Origin of the sequence: Ensifer sp. Root142 (genome assembly GCF_001426785.1) — a bacterium.
Lineage (GTDB): Bacteria > Pseudomonadota > Alphaproteobacteria > Rhizobiales > Rhizobiaceae > Ensifer > Ensifer canadensis.
Window position 1 is genome coordinate 78908 of sequence record NZ_LMFK01000015.1, and the last position, 18523, is coordinate 97430.

Annotated in this window: 20 protein-coding genes; 6 read left to right on the forward strand and 14 right to left on the reverse strand. The window is 61.9% G+C overall.

The features are described 5' to 3' along the window. Positions 1-282 precede the first annotated feature (282 nt). Both ASD52_RS18075 and ASD52_RS18080 read right to left on the reverse strand, forming a co-directional pair. A complete protein-coding gene (locus tag ASD52_RS18075; protein ID WP_025428259.1) occupies positions 283-492 on the reverse strand; it encodes a hypothetical protein in 210 nt (69 codons plus the stop codon). 239 nt (positions 493-731) lie between these two features. After that, the gene (locus ASD52_RS18080) at positions 732-1151 is read right to left on the reverse strand and encodes a VOC family protein (RefSeq protein WP_025428258.1); all 420 of its coding nucleotides are present in this window, start codon (positions 1149-1151) and stop codon (positions 732-734) included. Positions 1152-1682: 531 nt separating this feature from the next. Here ASD52_RS18080 and ASD52_RS18085 point away from each other — a divergent pair. Continuing rightward, positions 1683-2156 carry a GNAT family N-acetyltransferase gene (locus ASD52_RS18085; RefSeq protein ID WP_057214676.1) on the forward strand — a complete coding sequence of 158 codons (474 nt, stop codon included), beginning with the start codon at positions 1683-1685 and terminating at the stop codon, positions 2154-2156. 221 nt (positions 2157-2377) lie between these two features. Beyond that, positions 2378-2689 (forward strand): hypothetical protein, encoded by a 312-nt coding sequence (locus tag ASD52_RS18090; RefSeq protein ID WP_057207381.1) that lies wholly within the window; start codon positions 2378-2380, stop codon positions 2687-2689. 52 nt (positions 2690-2741) lie between these two features. Here ASD52_RS18090 and ASD52_RS18095 read toward each other — a convergent pair whose 3' ends face one another. From ASD52_RS18095 to ASD52_RS18115, 5 genes are all read right to left on the reverse strand, one after another. After that, the gene (locus tag ASD52_RS18095) at positions 2742-3356 is read right to left on the reverse strand and encodes a DUF2165 family protein (RefSeq protein ID WP_057225063.1); all 615 of its coding nucleotides are present in this window, start codon (positions 3354-3356) and stop codon (positions 2742-2744) included. A gap of 276 nt (positions 3357-3632) precedes the next feature. Beyond that, positions 3633-4055 carry a DMT family transporter gene (locus ASD52_RS18100; protein WP_038577720.1) on the reverse strand — a complete coding sequence of 141 codons (423 nt, stop codon included), beginning with the start codon at positions 4053-4055 and terminating at the stop codon, positions 3633-3635. Further along, positions 4052-4537 carry a DMT family transporter gene (locus tag ASD52_RS18105; protein ID WP_057207383.1) on the reverse strand — a complete coding sequence of 162 codons (486 nt, stop codon included), beginning with the start codon at positions 4535-4537 and terminating at the stop codon, positions 4052-4054. The genes ASD52_RS18100 and ASD52_RS18105 overlap by 4 nt, the downstream gene beginning before the upstream one ends. A gap of 285 nt (positions 4538-4822) precedes the next feature. Next, the gene (locus ASD52_RS18110) at positions 4823-6247 is read right to left on the reverse strand and encodes a coniferyl aldehyde dehydrogenase (protein WP_057225065.1); all 1425 of its coding nucleotides are present in this window, start codon (positions 6245-6247) and stop codon (positions 4823-4825) included. Beyond that, positions 6237-6953: a lysoplasmalogenase gene (locus ASD52_RS18115; RefSeq protein WP_057225067.1), complete on the reverse strand. Its 717-nt coding sequence runs from the start codon at positions 6951-6953 to the stop codon at positions 6237-6239. Before ASD52_RS18115 ends, ASD52_RS18110 begins: the two co-directional genes overlap by 11 nt. A gap of 340 nt (positions 6954-7293) precedes the next feature. Between ASD52_RS18115 and ASD52_RS18120 the strand changes: the two genes are divergently transcribed. Genes ASD52_RS18120 through ASD52_RS39390 form a run of 3 tightly spaced genes read left to right on the forward strand, consistent with a single transcriptional unit; the run spans position 7294 to position 8395 of the window. Then, positions 7294-7920 carry a TetR/AcrR family transcriptional regulator gene (locus tag ASD52_RS18120; RefSeq protein ID WP_057225068.1) on the forward strand — a complete coding sequence of 209 codons (627 nt, stop codon included), beginning with the start codon at positions 7294-7296 and terminating at the stop codon, positions 7918-7920. 8 nt (positions 7921-7928) lie between these two features. Next, complete coding sequence (locus ASD52_RS39385) at positions 7929-8150, forward strand: hypothetical protein (protein ID WP_057225070.1); 222 nt, start codon at positions 7929-7931, stop codon at positions 8148-8150. Further along, entirely contained in the window at positions 8102-8395 is a 294-nt protein-coding gene (locus ASD52_RS39390) for a Rid family hydrolase (protein ID WP_200954058.1), read from the forward strand. The genes ASD52_RS39385 and ASD52_RS39390 overlap by 49 nt, the downstream gene beginning before the upstream one ends. Before the next feature lie 16 nt (positions 8396-8411). Here ASD52_RS39390 and ASD52_RS18135 read toward each other — a convergent pair whose 3' ends face one another. The 3 genes from ASD52_RS18135 to ASD52_RS18145 all read right to left on the reverse strand — a co-directional run bounded on the left by ASD52_RS18135 (position 8412) and on the right by ASD52_RS18145 (position 12140). Next, positions 8412-9308 (reverse strand): methylenetetrahydrofolate reductase, encoded by an 897-nt coding sequence (locus tag ASD52_RS18135; protein ID WP_063991850.1) that lies wholly within the window; start codon positions 9306-9308, stop codon positions 8412-8414. 386 nt (positions 9309-9694) lie between these two features. After that, complete coding sequence (locus ASD52_RS37440; RefSeq protein ID WP_067698903.1) at positions 9695-9841, reverse strand: DUF1127 domain-containing protein; 147 nt, start codon at positions 9839-9841, stop codon at positions 9695-9697. 250 nt (positions 9842-10091) lie between these two features. After that, positions 10092-12140, reverse strand: a complete 2049-nt coding sequence (locus ASD52_RS18145) for a bifunctional aldolase/short-chain dehydrogenase (RefSeq protein ID WP_057225076.1) — start codon at positions 12138-12140, stop codon at positions 10092-10094. A gap of 467 nt (positions 12141-12607) precedes the next feature. Here ASD52_RS18145 and ASD52_RS18150 point away from each other — a divergent pair, with 467 nt between their 5' ends. Continuing rightward, positions 12608-13588: a sugar-binding transcriptional regulator gene (locus ASD52_RS18150; RefSeq protein ID WP_225906433.1), complete on the forward strand. Its 981-nt coding sequence runs from the start codon at positions 12608-12610 to the stop codon at positions 13586-13588. A gap of 46 nt (positions 13589-13634) precedes the next feature. Here the strand turns inward: ASD52_RS18150 and ASD52_RS18155 are convergent, their stop codons facing one another. From ASD52_RS18155 to ASD52_RS18170, 4 genes are all read right to left on the reverse strand, one after another. Beyond that, positions 13635-14582, reverse strand: a complete 948-nt coding sequence (locus tag ASD52_RS18155; RefSeq protein WP_025428246.1) for a sugar kinase — start codon at positions 14580-14582, stop codon at positions 13635-13637. 74 nt (positions 14583-14656) lie between these two features. Next, positions 14657-15691, reverse strand: coding sequence for an ABC transporter permease (locus ASD52_RS18160; RefSeq protein WP_057225078.1), 1035 nt, complete (start codon positions 15689-15691; stop codon positions 14657-14659). Next, complete coding sequence (locus ASD52_RS18165; protein WP_082571838.1) at positions 15688-17274, reverse strand: sugar ABC transporter ATP-binding protein; 1587 nt, start codon at positions 17272-17274, stop codon at positions 15688-15690. The genes ASD52_RS18160 and ASD52_RS18165 overlap by 4 nt, the downstream gene beginning before the upstream one ends. Before the next feature lie 196 nt (positions 17275-17470). Then, positions 17471-18472: a substrate-binding domain-containing protein gene (locus ASD52_RS18170; protein ID WP_057225080.1), complete on the reverse strand. Its 1002-nt coding sequence runs from the start codon at positions 18470-18472 to the stop codon at positions 17471-17473. Positions 18473-18523: the final 51 nt, after the last annotated feature.

The window sequence follows — 18523 nt, forward strand, 5'->3', positions numbered from 1 at the left end:
GCGAAGCGAAAGCGGCGGCTCCGGCTCCCTCCGACAACGGTTTCTGGAAGATGGGATGCCTCCTCCGGCACCGTGGCCAAGCGGTTCTATCACTGAGGTCAACATGACTCTGGCCGCGACAGATGCCTTTATACCCGCCCGTCGTACCGATTATCCTCGGCGCCGCCGCGTTCGTGGCAATAACCGCAGGCAGTCCCGCACCAAGGCGTACAGTGCTCTTTCATTGGAAAGCAACCGCTCGGCATCGACTTTGCGCGCCACCAATCGCGGTGGCCTTCGGGGTCAATGGGACTTCGCCCTCGTCGGCTCGGATCGTTTCCGCCCGCCATCGAGATTCAAGCTGAGCTGCACGCCGCGGCTCAGCTTCGGCAAAGGTGCCGTGAGGTCGATACGGCCAAAAATCTGCTTGCGGCGCTCACTGTCGCGCTCCCGCTTCAGGCGAGAATCGGCGACGGCGGCCAGTGCGCGATTGATGATGTCAGTGCGGGTCATCGTTCATCTCCACATCTGTTCTCTTTTTGTTCTATTTTTAGCAGAATGTCAAGTGACCAGATCCCAGGTTGAGAACAGCGGCAACGCGGGCCGGTCGGCGCGACAGCAGCACGTGAGCGGCGGGTCACCCCGGCAGCCGCTAAAGCGCGTCGCGATCTCCAGGATTCTCTTGTTGCGCTTTAAGCTCTGGTTCTGCGCATGCCGTTATCGCAAAACCGCTGCGCACTGCGCGACATGCTTTAGAACGTGATCTTCACCGAACTGGCGCTGCGGTTGGCCGGCCCGTGAAACACCGCCTCAATGTTGTTGCCATCGGGATCGAGCAGGAAGGCGGCGTAGTAACCTGGGTGATAGGGGCGTTCGCCGGGTGGCCCATTGTCCTTACCGCCGTTTTCAACGCCGGCCTTGTGAAAGGCGTCGACCATGGTGCGGTCCCGGGCCTGGAACGCGAGATGATGGCGCCCGGTCAGCTTTCCCTGGGCCGCTTCGCTATCGGCGGTCGACACGAAAAGCTCGTCGGCCCAGAAGTAGTCTTTGCCCTCGCCTCCCATCGGCACATCGAGAGCTTGAAACACGGCTTCGTAAAACCTCCGGCTGGCGCCGAGATCCTTGATCACGAGTTGAATATGGTCGATCAGCCGACCGCGGTGCAATTCCATCCGGAAATCCTCCGTTCGCAATCGGCAGAAATTTAGGTCCGACCTGAGGTCCGTCAATGGTGGCGGAGCATCGGCACCTTGGCCGCCTCAGGTCTCCGGGGCCGAAGACAGGATTTGGACGATGTGATTATAAGGGCTTGAAATAGCCGCAATCGCTCGCCATATGGGGCATAACGAATTGATCGTTGAGCATAGACAGTCTCGGTGAGACGGATGTGTTCCGGTCAGAGTTTGCGCTAAACCGCTGACCACGGATGTACTGGCAGGGTAAAGCAGCGAACGGGAAAAGGTCGGCATTGCCGGCCTTTTTTGTTTTGGGATCCCTCGGTCTCATCAAAATCCGAACAGATCGGTTGCGCTCGACTGCCTTTGTCTGGCAGAAGACCCGGGAACGCGATCGCCATCAGTTTTAGGGTGGGGTCGGGCGGGCGATTGACGTCTACCTCGCTGCCACGAGACCACGTGGCCGTTCACGAATTTTCCGCGGCATGAGCCGTCGGAATGGCGGCGCCGCTGACATGCGAAAGAGCCATGATCTCATTCAGACCTATGCTTGAGAGCGAGTATGCTGGATATCTCGCCTATTTCATCCCCGACTATGCCACGGAGATCGCCGCCAACTACGGGCTCCCCGACGCAGACGCCCTCGCCCAGGCAACCGGTGAAATCGCCGAGGACCTGCCGCAAGGCGTCGGCACGCCAGGCAACGTCCTGCTGTGCCTGATCGACAGCGAAAGCGCCGAGCATGTCGGCTATCTCTGGTATCGACCGGACGCGAAGGGCCGCTCAGCCTTCATCAGCGATTTCCATATTCTGCCCACCCACCAGGGAAAAGGCCTTGGAAAGCTCGCGATCGAAGCACTTGAGGCCGAGCTCTTGGCAAACGGGTTCGACCAGATCAAATTGCGCGTCGCCGAAGACAACAGCCGCGCCCGGCATGTCTATGAGGCAACAGGGTTTCGGGTCACCGGCACCAATATGAGCAAGACGCTCAAGCCGCGCTAGAACTCAACGCATACTCAGATATGGCATCGGCGGTTGCCCCCGGTTACGATCCCATGCGGAACTTAAGCCGGCCGTCGTCGTTGGTACCTTGCTGCTGCATGTTTCCTTAAATCCTATTCGATTTAAGGATAAAAACAGGCAGCCATTCAAAGTGCTACAGCGACCTTTGCGCGTCTAATAAGACGCGCAAAGGTCGCTGTAGAACAAACGAGGTGCAAAAAATGGCAAATGACATTCAGCGATCCGTCGAAGACCAGATTTCCGAGCTGCGGGCACAGGTTGCCGATCTGACACGATCGATCTCCGCACGCGCTGGCGAGGCTGCAGGCAGTGCCGCCGATCTGGCGGAGGACGCAAGAGGACGGGTGAGCTCGGCCGCACGTGTTGTGCGTGCACAGGGACAAAGCGTTGTCGAAGCGGCAAAGGACAACCCGGGCACCGCGACGACGGTCGTCAGTACGGCGGGACTGATCGGCTTTGCCATCGGAGTCCTTGTCGGCGTGTCCTTCCAAAGCAACGCGCGGTGGCGATAGCAGGCAGAGCCTGAGGTTGACCCTTCCGTCAACCGCAGGGTCAGGCGCTACTCTATTGCATCGGCATGTTCACCAACAGGGTGCCGGCCACCCCGAGCCCAATCAGGATGAAATGGGTGATCTGCATGGTCTCCTGACGGACATAGTAGGCAAACCAGGCACCGCCGAGCAGCATGATCAGGCTGAGAGCGATGAAGGCTGCGAGAGCGGGGTTCGCCCATATCATCGCGGCGGCACCGTCCGATAGTCCGAAGAATGTGCCGATAAGCATGATGGCGGCCGCCGCCAAAAGCATCATGGTTGCCACCTCCATCACCAGAACGAAGCTGAAGACCATACGATGCCACACAGCGTTCGTTACACGGCGCGACAACAGCGGTGTACGGATGGGCGGTTCCTGATCGAAGAGCTGCATGCCCATCAGCATACCAACCGCAAAGACGCCATTGCGAAATGCGACGACGTTGTTGAGGACGATAACGGCAAGCCAGAGCGCGAGCCCGGAGAGCAGTACGGCTTTGATCAGAAGAAGCGAGGTTGGTTGAGTCATTTCGATATCACCATGGGTTGGGCCTGCACGCTCAAGCGCGATACCTTGATGACGATCGGCAGTGGCCGCCCGTGACACCCGAATGACGCTTTTTTCGCTCAGCGTCGCTTTTTCCATGCGGACGGAGGCTGTCCACAGCTTGAGCAATAAGTTGGGGATCAACCGGCAGCCCGCGATGTGCCCGCTCCCGACGCGTCTGGACGCCTTATTGAGGCCACGAAAGCAGTGGCACCATTCCTGTCGGCGGGCCTAAGACCCATTGCCTTGCGCGGGATCGAACGAGGGCCTGCGCAAGGCATGATCGGCAAGGCGCCTGTCGCCAGTATCTATCAGAGCGAGTGATGTCAGAGGCCGCCTATTACGGCTATGGCGCTTGCCTGCGCAATTCGGCGATTAGCGGCGTCGTTGAGTCAGCGCCATGCCTGCCAGGATCAGAACCACGCCAAGGGCGCTTGCAAGGAAGGTTGCGGATGTTCCCCGCAACAGATCGAGCGCCACGCCCGAGACCATCTGCCCGCCGATCACCAGCAGGGCGGTATTGACGGCACCGATGCGCGCGATGAGCCAGCTGCCGGCGGCAACGAAGACCACACCGATCGAACCACCGAGATAGGCGTGCCAAGGCGCGTCCGCAGCGCCCGCCGGGATCAGCCCGCCGACCGACAGCCCAAGAATGCTCAACGCGACGAAGCCGACGACATGGTTCCAGAACGATGCGATCAGCGGTGACGTCGAGAGACTGAGCCGGCCATTGACCTGCCGGCTGACACCAACAAGCACACCGGCGAGACAGGCGAGAAGGATCGGCAAGGTCATGCGCTGCCTCTGCCGAACAGGATGATAAGGGCGCTGCCGGCAACGATCAGTGCCATGGCTGCCAGATCGCGGCGATCCGGGCGGCGCATCGGCAGGCCGAACAGCCCCCAGCGATCCGCAGCGATGCTGAATACCACCTGGCCCGCCAGCCCCAAGGCAAGAGTCCCGGATAGTGCAAGCGGTGAGTTCACGGCAAAAGAGGTCAACATGACGGTCACGCCGCCGGAAATCCCGCCAAGATAGGCCCAGAGCGGCGCATGCGGTTTCGTCCCGGCATTCCGGTTGCGCCAGGGATAAAGCATGGCGAGCATCACAAGCGCCGCCACAGTCCCCGTGCCATGCGCCGCCCAGGACGAGAACAACGCGTTGCCGTAGCGTCCCAGTTCGCCGTTGAAGTGAACCATGAGGGTCAAGAGCCCGCCGGTACCAAAGGCGGCCAGGAGATGCAGCGGATTGAGTGGGTGCCCGGAGGGACTGGTCATGAAGGGGTGCTCGCAACAGAATCGGTCATGCGACAATCATCACCTGCCGATTGCCTTTCCTCCAGAGACTTCGATGACAGACTGACAGCTTTCACTCGGTTTCGCCCAACAACCCGACTGGCTGCAGTTTCGCCTTGCGATGTTCTGCGCGGGGCCGCCCGGCGGCGTCTACGGCGTGGGCGCCACAGGCGGCATCACCTATATGAGGACGATACACCACCGGCTGCAATACGAACTGCACGATCACGCCCGCTTTCCAGGCGTGATCCCGGGCAGCCGAAACATTCAGCGCCCGGGGATCCAGGTGATGAAACGGACGAGTTTGTCCGTCAGCCCCTTGTACGGCGGCGAGATCAAATCGCTCGGCGCCGGATCGTATTTTCTGAGCACCGACATCGACTTGGAAAAGGTCAGGAAGCCTTCCCTGCCGTGGTAGTGGCCCATGCCGCTCGCCCCGACACCGCCGAAAGGCATGTCGTTGCAGGCAAACTGGTAGAGCGTATCGTTGACGCAAACGCCACCGGCAACGATGCGGGCGAGGATCGCTTCGATCTCGGCCGCATCTGCGCTGAAGCAATAAAGCGCCAGCGGCCGATCGCGACCGAGCACATAGCCGATCGCCTCGGCCGGGGTGCGATAGCCGATGACCGGCAGGATCGGCCCGAAGATCTCCTCGCGCATAACCGCGCTGTCTTGGTCCGGATCGAGCACTACGGTGGGCTCGAGCATTCGCACCCGCGACGGTGGCATCTGTTTCATGTCCAGCAGCGAAACCAGTTCGTATCCGCGCGCGCGCGCATCGTTTACCAGAGTGGCGAGGCGGTCATGCTGGGCTTCGTTGATGATCGACGTGTAGTCCTCATAACCGTTGCCGGCACCGTAGCGCTCGCCCATCTGCTGCTTCAGCAGGGTGACGAAAGCATCGCGTTTGCTCTCATGAACAAGGACATAGTCCGGCGCGATGCAGGTTTGGCCGGCATTGAAGAACTTGCCGGTGGCGATGCGGTTCGCAGCACGCGGCAAATCCGCCGTCTCCCCGACGATGGCGGGTGATTTGCCGCCGAGCTCCAGCGTGACCGGGGTCAAATTTTGAGCGGCAGCCGCCATCACCTTACGGCCAACGGCGGTGGAGCCGGTGAAGAACAGATGGTCGAACGGCAGGGCGGAAAAGGCCGCCGAGAGATCAGCACCGCCGAGCACCACCGTCGCGCGCGTGTCTGGGAAAACATCGGCGATGAGCGTGCGCAAAAACTCCGACGTGCGCGGCGTATGTTCGGACGGCTTGAGAAGCACATGATTGCCGGCACCGATCGCCGCGACCAGAGGCGCGAGCGCCAGATTGACCGGGTAGTTCCACGGCGAAATGATCCCGACGACACCAAGCGGAACGAACCGAATTTCTGCCTTTGCCGGCCAGAGCTTCCATCCGGCCGCCCGGCGTTCGGGCTTCATCCAGGCCTTGAGCCTGGCCAGCGTGTGATCGATCTCCGAAAGAACCACGCTGCCTTCGCCGAGCAGCGTCTCGTGAACTGAGCGATGGCCGAAATCGGCGCTGACCGCCTTCGACATCTCATCCAGGCGCTCGCGGAAAAGACGGCGCAGACGCTTCAGATCGTCCCGGCGCTGCTCGTAGGACGGACGCTGTTCGAGCCAGGCGGCACGCAGCCGCTCGAAGCTGGGCTGCAGCTGAAACGGATGGTTATCTTGCATGCGCATTGCCTTTAGTCGAGCGCGCGAACAGCCATTGCGCCGTGTAGTAGGTACCCAGCACCCAGACGGCATTATAGGGAATGTTCCAGCGGAACCGCCCATAGGCAAGCAGCGTGTCGCTGACCATGAAGAACAGGCCGCCGAGGGCTGCCGACCGCGCGGCGGATTTCTGCGGCGCTCCAACCGCCAGCTGTCGATCACGGGAAATTGCCTGTGCGGCCATTGCTGCCAGCGCCAGCGCATAGATGACAACGGGAAGGCGCATACCGGGCGGCAAGGACGACCACAATCCGGTAATGACGATCAAACCGATCCCTGCGAAGATCGCGAATATCCCCTTGTCGGCGGCAAAGCGGCTATCGCGGGTCAGCGCCCAGATATAGGCGCAGTGGGTCAGGAGAAAGCAGACGAGGCCGGCGAGGAAATAGTCGCCCGGCAACATCAGAAAGAAGTCGCCTGCCGCCGCAAAGGCGAGCCCGGCGACAATCGCCAGCCCATAGGCCCGCGATGGCGGGCCGATGTTGCGTAGAACAGCAATGAGCAAAAGTATCGTTGCCGTCGGCTTGGTGACGTAATGCAACCACCGCCAGCCGGATTGATCGCCGCCGGCCAAGAGACTGCCGATGATGGCGAGAACCGCGCAAACGGCAAACAGCGCATAGATCGATGCGTTGTTTCGCGCGCTCAAAGTACTGCTCTGCCTCATGCCCGTCCCTCGTTATCAGCGAGACTGGCTCGCCCTTATTGCCCAACAACGACCGGCATCGCCGATCCGCAACCGTTTATTCGAGGGACTGTAATCAAGCCCCGGATATTGTCCATAGCTGAACAAATATGGAGGCGCTGTTCCTTGCGCGTAAGGCTGAGTGGAATCCATTTCTAGTGCCGCCCGGCATCCGTCTGCATCGGAGAAGCAATTGGTTGGCGATCAGCGGTGTTCGCTACCGGCGAATGCTTTCTATAATTATCACTACATATTTCTGCGGTCAGGGTTGCGGGAGATATTTTTGCTATTTATATAAACTTCACTACAGAAAGGAGTGCTCATGGCGACCAGGGGACGGCCACGTGGTTTCGACCGCGATCTTGCGCTTCAAAAAATCACGGAGGTGTTTTGGGCGAAGGGTTACGAGGCCGCCCAGCTCAACGACCTGACGGCGGCAATCGGCATCACGCCGCCGAGCTTCTACCCCGCGTTCGGGTCGAAGGAAGCCGCGTTTCGCGAGGCGGTCAGCCTCTATGCCGCGACAGCAGGATCGGGCCCGATGCGCGCACTCGATGAGGGTGAAACGGCGCGACAGGCGATACGCGCGATGCTTCTCGCCAGTATCGAGGTCGCGCTTAGGGCACCGCAATCGAACGGCTGCCTGTTGATTCTCGGCGTGATGAATTGCCAGCCAGAAACCGGGCCACTCTACGACCTGCTCAAAGGCATAAGGAAAGAAACGGTGGAGCGCGTACACGCAAGGCTGGAGCGCGGCGTGGCCGACGGCGACCTCCCGCAAACCACCGACATACCGACACTGGCGACCTATTACGGTGCCATGATGCAAGCCATTTCCATGCAGGCCCGCGATGGCGCGACCCGACAGGAGCTCGAAGCCCTCGTCGGTCCATCCCTCGCCGCACTGCAGGGAATACCGGCTGCCGATCAAGAAGTCTCAACACCTTGAGAAAGAATATGATGCAGCCCATCGGAACGACCGTCAACGCTGTGCCCACCCGGACCGGAAAGGTCGTGATACCGGCCGAACTCCAGTCGGATGTGGATCAGTTTCATTACGCGCCCGCGCGCCGTGCCGGTGATTTCGTCTACCTGTCCGGCATTGTTGCCGCAAACGGCACACCGAACCGATGGACGCCGAAGGATTTCGTCGCGAACTGCGCCGTGTCTTCACGTTGATCGAGCAATTGCTGGCTGCGTGCGAGGCGCACCTCGATGACGTCGTCGAACTCCAGATGTTTCATGTGTTCGGAAGTGACCGCCTGGCATTGGACACGGCGGGGCAACTGGCCGCGATCGCCGCGGTGCGGGACGAGTTCTTTGCTATCCCCTACCCCGCCGCGGTCGAGCTTGCCGTGGCCGACCTCAATCCGGACGGTGGGCTGGTCGAGATCAAGGCGACGGCATTCGCACCGCTTGGTTGACGTGTTTTCCGCCCGATCAATAATATCGGGGCCTGTCGAGCGCACCGACGCTTTCATTCGTTTGCCGGCCAGCGGCGCGCGCAGCCCAGGCGACCGTGTCGGCAATGCCGCCGAAGGGGTAGAGATGCAGCATGACCGTGCCGAGATCGCGGCCCGCCATGCCGCCTGCAAGCCGGCTCATGAAACGATCCGGCCCCACCTTGTTGACGAGGTTGGCCAGCGAGAACCCGTATTTCCCGACGATCGCCGCGGACGAAGCCACACCGAATTGCGCCGCAAACCGCAGCAATCGCTTCACATCCGCAGGTCCAGGCACGCCGATGCGGATCGGCGCATCGATGCCACGCGCCCTGACCTGCGCGATCCAGTCGACGACCGCATCCGCATCGAAGCCGAATTGGGTGGTGATCTCGACGCTGCAGCCGCGGGCCTTCAGAAGCTCGGTCTTCTGGCCAAGGGCCTCCCACAGGCGCGCCTGGTCAATCTTCGGATGGCCTTCCGGGTAGCCGGCGATCCCGACGTTGACGATGCCATGGTCCGCGACGATGCCGCCGGCAATTAGATCGAGCGAGTCCTTATAGGGACCGGTTGGCGACGACGGATCGCCACCCACGAACATGAACCGGGCAGGACGCGCTGCGCTGATCAGGCCCGTGAGCAATTCGTCCCGATCCTGCACCGATCTCAGCCGCCGGGACGAAATGATGGGGACAGGCTCGAAGCCCCATTGCCGGATACGCGCGGCCGCCTCGATGCGTTGCGCGTGGCTCTCGTTGCCGAGGTAGGCGATATTGATTGGCGTGCCGGCAGGAATCTCGGATTTCGCAGCTTCGATTTGCCAGATATCCTTGCCGGTAATCTCCAGTGAATAGTCACGAAACAGAGCAGAACCGTGTTGTATGAGCGCGGTCATGAAGATCCTTTGCCGGTGCGACGGGCTTGGGTCGCCTCGAGTCAACGGCGCGAGCTGTCGGGCTCGGGCATGCCTCAATCTAAGGCTTGGTCGAGTTGGAAGCGGGCACGGTTTTCTGCGGCGGCCGAGCCACCATGCCTCCGCGCATGCGGCATTGATCTAGCCGATCGAAATTGCCGCGTCGACGCGCCAAGCGTCGCAGGCCCTCAACGCATCCAGTCCGAGGAAAATATGGGACGCAAGCGCCGACCTGCCGAATGGCTCCGGGGCTCGAAGCGCGGCGCTCAGCGACAGTGTCCGGACCGAACGAGCAGCGTCAGAAATAGAAAGCGCCCGCTCGTTTCCGAGCGGGCGCTTCATGAAATCTTTGATGGTCTCAGGCGCGGTTAGCGGCCGAAGGCATTGCGGGCAATGCTCGGGATGTCGGCGCGGTCGATGCCGAGGTCGCGCAGTTCGCGCGTGGACATGCGGCCCAGTTCGGAGACCGTCTGCCGGTACTTGAGCCAGTTGTTGAAAGAGCGTGCTACGTTCATGATGATCCCCTTTNATGAGGGATATATAGTCGATCACCCCCGCAGATAGCAGCGCTAAGACTTCACTCCACCCCTGCAAGCCGCGCATGGATCGTTGTGCCCCAGGGAACTGCGGCGGCCGGCAGATGGATCGGCGGGAACAGCCAATGGGAGCGACTGCCCTGAAGGACGGATATGCCCAACCCCGGTCAAGTTGGACTGACCGGGGCCGAGCTACTTCGGACTTGGCGGAATAACGGACGCTTTAAACTCAGCGCATCATCGCCCCGACATTGCCGCCGTCGACCGTGAGCACCGCGCCTGTGCTGGTGCGCGCCTTGGCGAGGTGGACGAAGGCGGCCGCGACGTCCCGTGCCGTTACCTCACGTCGAACCAGGTTGCCGCGCATGTAGCTTTCCGGCGAAATACTCCGCGCCTGGCTGCGCTCCTCGATCATTTGGTCGGTCATCAGGCCGGTGCGAATGCGGTCGGCGTTGACCGCGTTCGAGGTAATGCCGTCGGCGCCATGTTCGACGGCATATTGGCGCATCAATGCCATCAGCGCCGCCTTCGACGTTCCGTAAGGGCCGAAGTCGGGGCCGGGATTGACCGCCTGCTTCGAGACATTGAAGACCAGTGCACCGCCAGTTCTCTGGGCTTTCATGATCCGGACCGCGCTGCGGGCAATATAGTGGTGCCCCCAGAAGTTCAGCGCGAAAGCCTTCTGGAAGACCTCCTCCGAAACATCGAGCAGGGCGCCCTGGAAGGCCGCACCGGCGTTCGAGATGACGATATCGATGCCACCGAAATGCCGGGCCACATCGGCGAGCGCCGCGTCGACCGCCTCGGGCTTCGTCACATCGCAGACGAGGCCGACACCACCAAGCCTTGCCGCTTCCTTCTGCAAGGCATCCTCGGCAAGGTCCAAGAGCGCGATCTCGGCGCCTTCGGCGTGCAGAGCCTCGGCAATCGCCAGCCCGAGGCCACCCGCACCACCGGTGATCACCGCGACCTGCCGGCTCAGCGGCTTCTCCGCCTGCTTCGTCAGCTTAACCTGCTCGAGCGACCAGTACTCGATGTCGAATAGGTCCTCTTCCGACAATGCCTCGAAGCTCTCGATGCCTTCGGCATTGCGGATCACGGCAATCGTCGCCTCGGCAACGTCGGCGCCGACACGGGCGGCCTTCTTTGTCGGGCCGGCGGCAAACAGGCCGACACCGGCAACATAGAAGACACGCGGCATCGGATCGAGCATGCGCTTGATCCCACCGACGCGCGCATTGTTGCGCTCGAAATAGGCGCGATACTCGTCCTTGTAGGTGGCGACGGCTGCGCGCACCTTGTCGGCCCAGCCGGCCATGTCGCCGGCAACGGGGGCGGGCAGCGCCACGCCAAAGCGCTTGATGTGGATGACGTGCTCAGGGGTCGCATTGCCGCGGTGAACCAGATCGGCAACATTCTCGGCATTGCAGAAATCGAGGACATCAGGGCCGGAGCGATGTTCCAGCACGAAGCGGCGCGGGCAGCCCTCGATGCCGCTGTCTATCGCGATGGCGCCGCGCAGAACCGGGGCGATCTGAGCTGCCGTGGCAAGCGGGGCCGCCGGCTGGACGACCATGAACGGACGCGGGTTGCCGCGTGCGATGCGGCGCTCGGCCTTGTCGATGGTGGCGATCATCTTCTCATAGGATTCACGCGGATCTTCCGACCAGGTGAAAATGCCATGCTTCAGCAGGATCATGCCGTCGGCGCCCGGATTGGCGCGGAACGCCTCGTCGCAGGCCTTGGCGAGATCGAAGCCCGGCATCACGTAGGGAACGATGATGGAATCGGGGAACAGTTCGCGCACCAGATCCTCGCCATGCGGCTGATTGGTCAGCGACACGATCGCATTGGCATGGGTGTGGTCGATATGCCGAAACGGCAGGTTGGCGTGCAGGATCGCTTCCACCGAAGGGTTCGGCGCTGCAGGATCAAGCAGCAGCCGGCGCTGCAGCATCACCATGTCGTCGTCGCTGAGCGTCGGGAATTTGACCATGGCCTGAAGCGGCTCCAGCCTGACGGCAGGCAGGCCCGCCGGTTCGATCGTGCCCATGTCCCAGCCGCTGCCTTTCACGCACAGAACGGCAACCTCGGAACCGTCCATCTCGGTAAACGTGGTCTTGACGGAGGTGTTGCCGCCGCCATGCAGTACTAGTTCGGAATCCGAACCCAGAAGCCGTGTCGTGTAGGTGCGGATCGCTAGGTCCCGGTTGACGCCGGCGTTGACGTAGGTGTCGACGACACGGGCGAATTCGGTTTCTGACCATCTGGATTTCATAAAAGGCTCCTGTCTTCCCGCGCTTGGCAGCGTTTTCCATGGGGTTTGAAAATCAAGTCCTGTCGTCAGCAGCCCTTGCTCGGCCTGCGCGCCGAACGGACGACCGTTCCCCGCACGCCGTGAGGACAAAACGGCGACGCTATCCGTCGGTTGGCTGCAGGCGGCAACCTGCGTCTGCGCCATCACGCCAAGGCTGCATGGCCTCGGGATTGCGGTCGACGTCGAGAGCGAGCTGCAGCCGATTTGTGGGGGCGGGAAAGACACCAAGCCGCGCTTTGCCGATTGGTTCGTTTCCAACCCACTGGCACGCGCCTATAGTCGAGCATTCCATCTCGGCGTCTCCCAAAACCTTCGTCGAGACAATTGCCACCATGCTGTGTCATGTGTCAACACGCATGGCAAATTTGTTTGACGGCGGACACTTTTTCCGCTTCAGGAGAAGCCATGACAATCCAGGGGAGCAGACGATGATGGATACGGCGCGGGGAAACCGGGCAGTCGGCGAAGGCATAGTCTTGCCTGCGGAGTTCGACGACGGCGTCGTCTGGGCTGCCTGGCTCTATTATGTCGACCAGCTCACCCAGAGCGAAATCGCCAAGATGCTCGGTGTATCCAGGGCAACGATCGTCAACTACCTGCAGGAAGCGCGCGAGCGTGGCCTGGTCAACATTCGCCTGAACACGGAAGTCGGCTCCCGGACTGGTATCGCACGGCGTCTGAAGGACAAGTTCAGCCTGGAGGGTGCGCTGGTCATTCCCGCCCTCGACAACAGCGACCTGGTGCAACGGCTTGGCGAGGCCGGTGCTCGCCTGCTTGCCGATATGGTTCAGCCAGGCGACACGATCGGCGTCGCCTGGGGCCGGACGGTGCTGGCCGTGGCCGACAGCATCTCGCTTCCCGAGCCGGTAGAGGGATTGACGGTGGTGCAGGTCTCCGGAAGCTCGATCGCCAATCCGGATTTCGCGCCTGAATTCTGCACATCCTTGATGTCGCGCCGCATCCACGCCCGCTGCATCAACCTGCTTGCGCCGGCCCTGCTGTCGACACCCGCCTTGAAGCAGGCGCTTCTGGCCGAACAGGTGCTGGTCAAGCAGTTCGAGCTCATTCATTCCTCCAACATCATCCTCTTCGGTGTCGGCGACATCGGCCCCGAGACGCTGATCCGCTCGGCCAATATCACCGGGCAGGAAGACATCGACGCCTACCAGGCCGGAGGAGCGGTCGGGGTGCTGATCTGCCGCTTCATCGACGCGGAAGGCCGGCCGGTGCGCGGTGATCTCGACAACCGCATGGTCGGCATCGAACTCAACGAGTTAAGCCAGGTGCCGCGGCGCCTGTGCGTTGCCGGGGGCGCCAGCAAGCTGACGGCCATCAGGGCGACGTTGAAGGGCGGCTACGCAACCCATCTTGTCACTGACATCGCGACGGCAGAGATGCTGCTGCAATAGCCGTCCTGCTGCCCGATACAGGATCGGGCAGCAGCCACGACTGGCGTCAGTTGGCCTTCACGCGGGCATTGTTCATGAAGTCCCAGGTCGCCTCGAAAGAGGTGATCCCGGCGTCAGAGCCGAGACCCGTCGCCACGAGCGCGGCGGATGCCTGGGCGAACTTCAAGGCGGTTTCCGTCTCCATGCGATGATGAAGCCCGGCAATGAAGCCGGCATTGAAGGCGTCGCCGCAGCCGGTGGTGTCAACCACGTCGATCTCGAATGCCGGGAGGCGCAGGCTCTTACCGTCGGCATCGAGGAAGCAGACGCCGTCGCCGCCGAGCGTAAAGATGCAGTGCTTGACGCCGAGATCGGCAAAGAAACGGCCGGCATCCTCGGCGGTCTTCTGGCCGGAAATCAGCATCGCCTCCTCCACTGAAGGCATGAAATAGTCGATAAAGGGGAAAAGCGGCCGGATCAGCGACAGCGTGTTGTCGTTCGCGCCCAGGAGGTCGAAGGTCGTGGTCCTGCCGAAGCGCTTGGCTTCCTCGAGCAAAACGCGGCTGGGTTCGCCGTCGAGGCGATCGAGCAGCCCAGTGCCGCCGAGATGGACGATCGGCGGCGCCAGCACCCGCTCGCGCGCATCCGCGGGGATCTCGAAATGTCCGGAGGCGCCGCGTACGTGCAAAGCTGGCCGTTCGCCATTGCGGCGGATGTTGAGAATGCTCGCGGATGTCGGCACGCCGGCAATGCGCTGCATCTCCGACCGGTCGACACCGAAGCGGTCGAGCGTGGCGAGCACGAAGTCCGCCTTCTCATCGTCACCGACCGCACCGACCGCGAGGCAGTTCAGCCCGAGTTTGGCAAGGTCGACGACCGTACCGCCGGCAGTGCCCGCAACGGTCAAGCGGATCTCGTCGATGAATTCGACGTTGCCGCCGGACGGGATCCGGTCCACCGGTCGGCCGAGAATATCTAGAATGTAAAGTCCGATTACAGATACGTCGTGCGCCATGCACTCAACCTTCCCTACTGAATTGGTGACCGCGGATAGCAGTCCTTGACCCGCTGGACGACGGCCGAAGCCCGTTAGTCTTTTGCACGAAGCGAGAAGACGGTGCCGGCAAGAACGATGAAGACGCCGATAATGGCGAGCTGCCACGTGCTCGGAATGCCGACGAGAATGAGGACGTTGCTGACAAGCGTGATCAGCACCACGCCGAGCAACGTGCCGATCACGCTACCCGAACCGCCGGTGATGCGCGCACCGCCGAGAACGACCGCGGCGATGATCTCAAGCTCGGTTCCGGCAAGGTCGAACGGATTGGCAAGCCGGTTGCTCGCCACATGCATGATCCCGGCAATACCGGCCAGCAGGCCCGCATAGGCAAAGACGAAGATATGCACGGTGCGCAGATTGAAGCCGAGGCGTTCGGCGATGCCGGGATTGCCGCCGACCGCATAAACCGCCCGGCCCATCAAAGTACGCTCTAGGATCCACCAGGTCACCGCGGCCGCAACAGCGAGCACAAGCACGAAGGCCGGCAGCACCGAGATGGAGCCGTTGGCGCTTTGATGGGTGAAAAGCGCGAGTTTGCCGAACGCCTCCATCGAGCCCGGAATGTTCATGAACAGGGCAGTGCCGACAAAGGTCAGCAGGAAGCTGCGAATGACGTATTGCGTTCCGATCGTCACAATCAGCGACGGCGCGCGCAGCGCGTGGACGAGCACGCCGTTGAGCGCTCCGAAGCAGGCGCCGCCGGCGGCAGCGACCAGCAAAATCACCGGCATCGGCAACCCCGGCAGCAGGTTCGTGACCAGCATCGTCACCGTATACATGACGAAGGCGGCAATGGCGGTGAAGGAAACGTCGATGCCGCCGGACGCCAGCACCACCAGGACCCCGAGCGCGAACAGCCCGCGCACGACGGAAGCGCGCAGGATGTCGAACAGGTTCGACACCTGCCAGAAGTCCGTATTGATCGAGCCGACCACCAGGCAGACGAGCACGATCAGCGCAAAGGTCACGACCGGCGGATGACGCAGCAGCCAGCGCCAGGCGGAGCCAAGCGAAACCTTGTCGTTGCCAGCTGGGGTGGCCCCATTGAATGTCGTATCGGTCATTGCGGGGTCCTCACGGTCGTCTCTTCTACAAGGGCGCGGTAAAGCGCCTCTTCCTCCAGCGCCTCGGCCTGAAAGGTTTCCACCACTTCGCCTTTGCGCATCACCATGATCCGGTCGCAGTTCTGCAGAAGTTCGAGCAGGTCGTCGCTGATGATGATGACGCCCATGCCTTCGTCCGCGAGACGCTGGATGATCCGGTAGATCGTGTCCTTGGATCCGACATCGACGCCGACGGTCGGCCCGTGCAGGACCAGAAGCTTCGGATTGATGGTCAGCCAGCGGCCGATAAGCACGCGCTGCTGGTTGCCGCCCGACAGCGACTGCACCGGGTTGGCGACATCCGGCGTGACCACCTGCAGGTCTTCGACCGAGCGCTTCGCCAGCGCGCGGCTGCGGCGGCCGTCCAGGATGCCGAAGGCGCCGCGCAGGCGATCGAGCACCGGCACGACAATGTTCTCTTCGATCGGCTTCTCGAGAAAGAGACCTTCCGAAAGGCGATCCTCGGGGACGTAGCCGATGCCGGCATCAATGGCGTCGGCGGGCTTGCGGGGCGTCACATCCTTTCCATTGAGGCGGATGCGTCCGGTATCGGCTGGAGCGACGCCGGCAATCGCCCGGGCCAGCTCGTTGCGGCCGGAATCCAGAAGCCCGGTGATACCGACGATCTCGCCGCGGCGCATGGAGAAGGAAACATTGGCGAAGGTATCCTTCAGCGACAGCGCGTCGACGACAAGCAGATCCTCGCCGAACTTCGGCGCCGAACGATAGCGCGCCTCGTCCAGCACCTTGCCCGTCATCCAGAAGCCGAGTTCGGCCTTGGTGTGATCGGCGATGTCGCATTCGGCGACCTTCTGGCCGTCGCGCATGATGACGGCGCGCCCGCCGATCGACTTGCACTCGTCGAGCTTGTGGGTGACGAACAGCACTGCGACGCCCTTGGCGCGCAGTCGGTTGACTATGCAGATGAGATTATCGACTTCGTGCTTCGTCAGTGCCGTCGTCGGCTCGTCCATGATGACGAGGCGCGCATCGGAAGCAATGGCGCGCGCAATGGCAATGAGCTGACGCGTGGCCATCGGCAGCTCGTCCGTGCGGGTCGAAAGAAAGGCGCGGGTCGTCGGCAGGTTCACGGCCGCGAGCGCCCGTTCCGCCGTCTGGCGCATTCGTCCGAGATCAAGCCGCTGGGCAAGCTTGCCGGAGGCTGCGACCAGTTGCTGCGTCAGGCCGACATTTTCGGCGACGGACAGGTTGGGCAGCAGAGAAAAGTCCTGATAGACGGTCTCGATCCCGGCCGCGAGCGCGGCAACCGGTGTGAGATGGCCCACGGGCTTGCCATCGATCAGCAGTTCGCCGGCATCGGCCGGCTGCGCGCCGGAAATGATCTTGATGAGCGTACTCTTGCCGCAGCCATTCTCGCCCATGAGATGGTAGATCTGTCCGGGCTCGATCGAAAAGCTGACCCCCTTCAGCGCGCGAACGCCGCCGAAGCGTTTCTGGACATCGCGAATTTCCAGATAGGGAATTGCGGCTTTCGAGGTTTCGCCGCCGGGATGCGGCGCGCCGGCTTCGTGCTTGAGCTGCATGGCACTGTCCTGACCAAAAAGAACGGGCCTGCTGCACGTTTCCTTGGATCGCCATAGATCCAGGAGACGATTGCAGCAGGTCTAAAGCGTTACAGTGTCTCTGGCGCATCACATTCGACGCGCGACGCTGTAGCGGCACTCGACGCGCAACGCCGGGCCCATTGTCGGGCCCGGCATCGCCATCATCTCGACCCAATCAGAACGGGTACTTGGCGTAGTTTGACTTGTCGACGTCGACCCATGCCTGGCCGACCACGATCACGCCGTCGCCGGCACCCTTCTTGACGGTGACCTTTTCGTAGCCGGCAACGCCGAGGTCCATGCCGTCCTTCAGTTCCTCGTCCTTCAGCACCATGTCGGCGACCTTGTTCATGACGTAGCCGGCATCCTTCGGATCCCAGAAGCTGATGCCGTCGACAGCGCCCGATTCGAGGTAGGAGCCGGTGTCCTTGGGCAGGCCGATGCCGAATACGCAGGTCTTGTCCTGCAGGCCGGCTTCCTCGACGGCACGGCCGATGCCGATGACGTCGATGGCCGAACCGCCCTGGAAGCCCTTGATGTCGGGGTACTTGCGCAGGATTTCGCGCGCCTTTTCATAGGCGCGGTTGGCATCGTTGAAGGATTCGTTCTTCTCGGAGACCAGTTCCATCTCGGGGTATTTCTGGGCGTTTTCCGAACCGCCATCGGCCCACTGCACATGGGTCAGGCTGCCGAGCGAGCCGACGAAGGAGGTCCACTTGCCGGACTTGCCCATGCATTCGGCGATCTTCTCGTTGAAGCGCGCGCCAAAGACCTTGTTGTCGAAGGCTTCGATGTCGACGAGCGTGTTCTTCATATTATCGGCTTCATGGGTGATGACCTTGATGCCGCGCTGGGCGGCGCGCTTCAACACGCCTTCAAGGGCGGAAGCATCCATCGGCACGACGGCGATTGCGGCGACCTTCTTGGCAACCAGGTCTTCGATCAGCCGGCCCTGCTGGGCTGCGTCGGCCTTGCCCGGTCCGACCTGGCTGGTGGATACGCCGGGATTTTCCTTGCCATAGGCATCGACGCCTTCGTTCATGCGAGTAAACCAGTTTTCGCCCGTGACCTTCACCACCGTGACGATGCTGGGGTTTTCCTCGGCAATGGCGGCCGTGGTTGCAGTCATTGCTCCAAGCGCGACGGCGCAGGCAGCGAATTTACGAATGGCAAGCATGCATTCCTCACAAAGAACCTTCGAATTTTGACAGATCGACCGGCGTGCGAA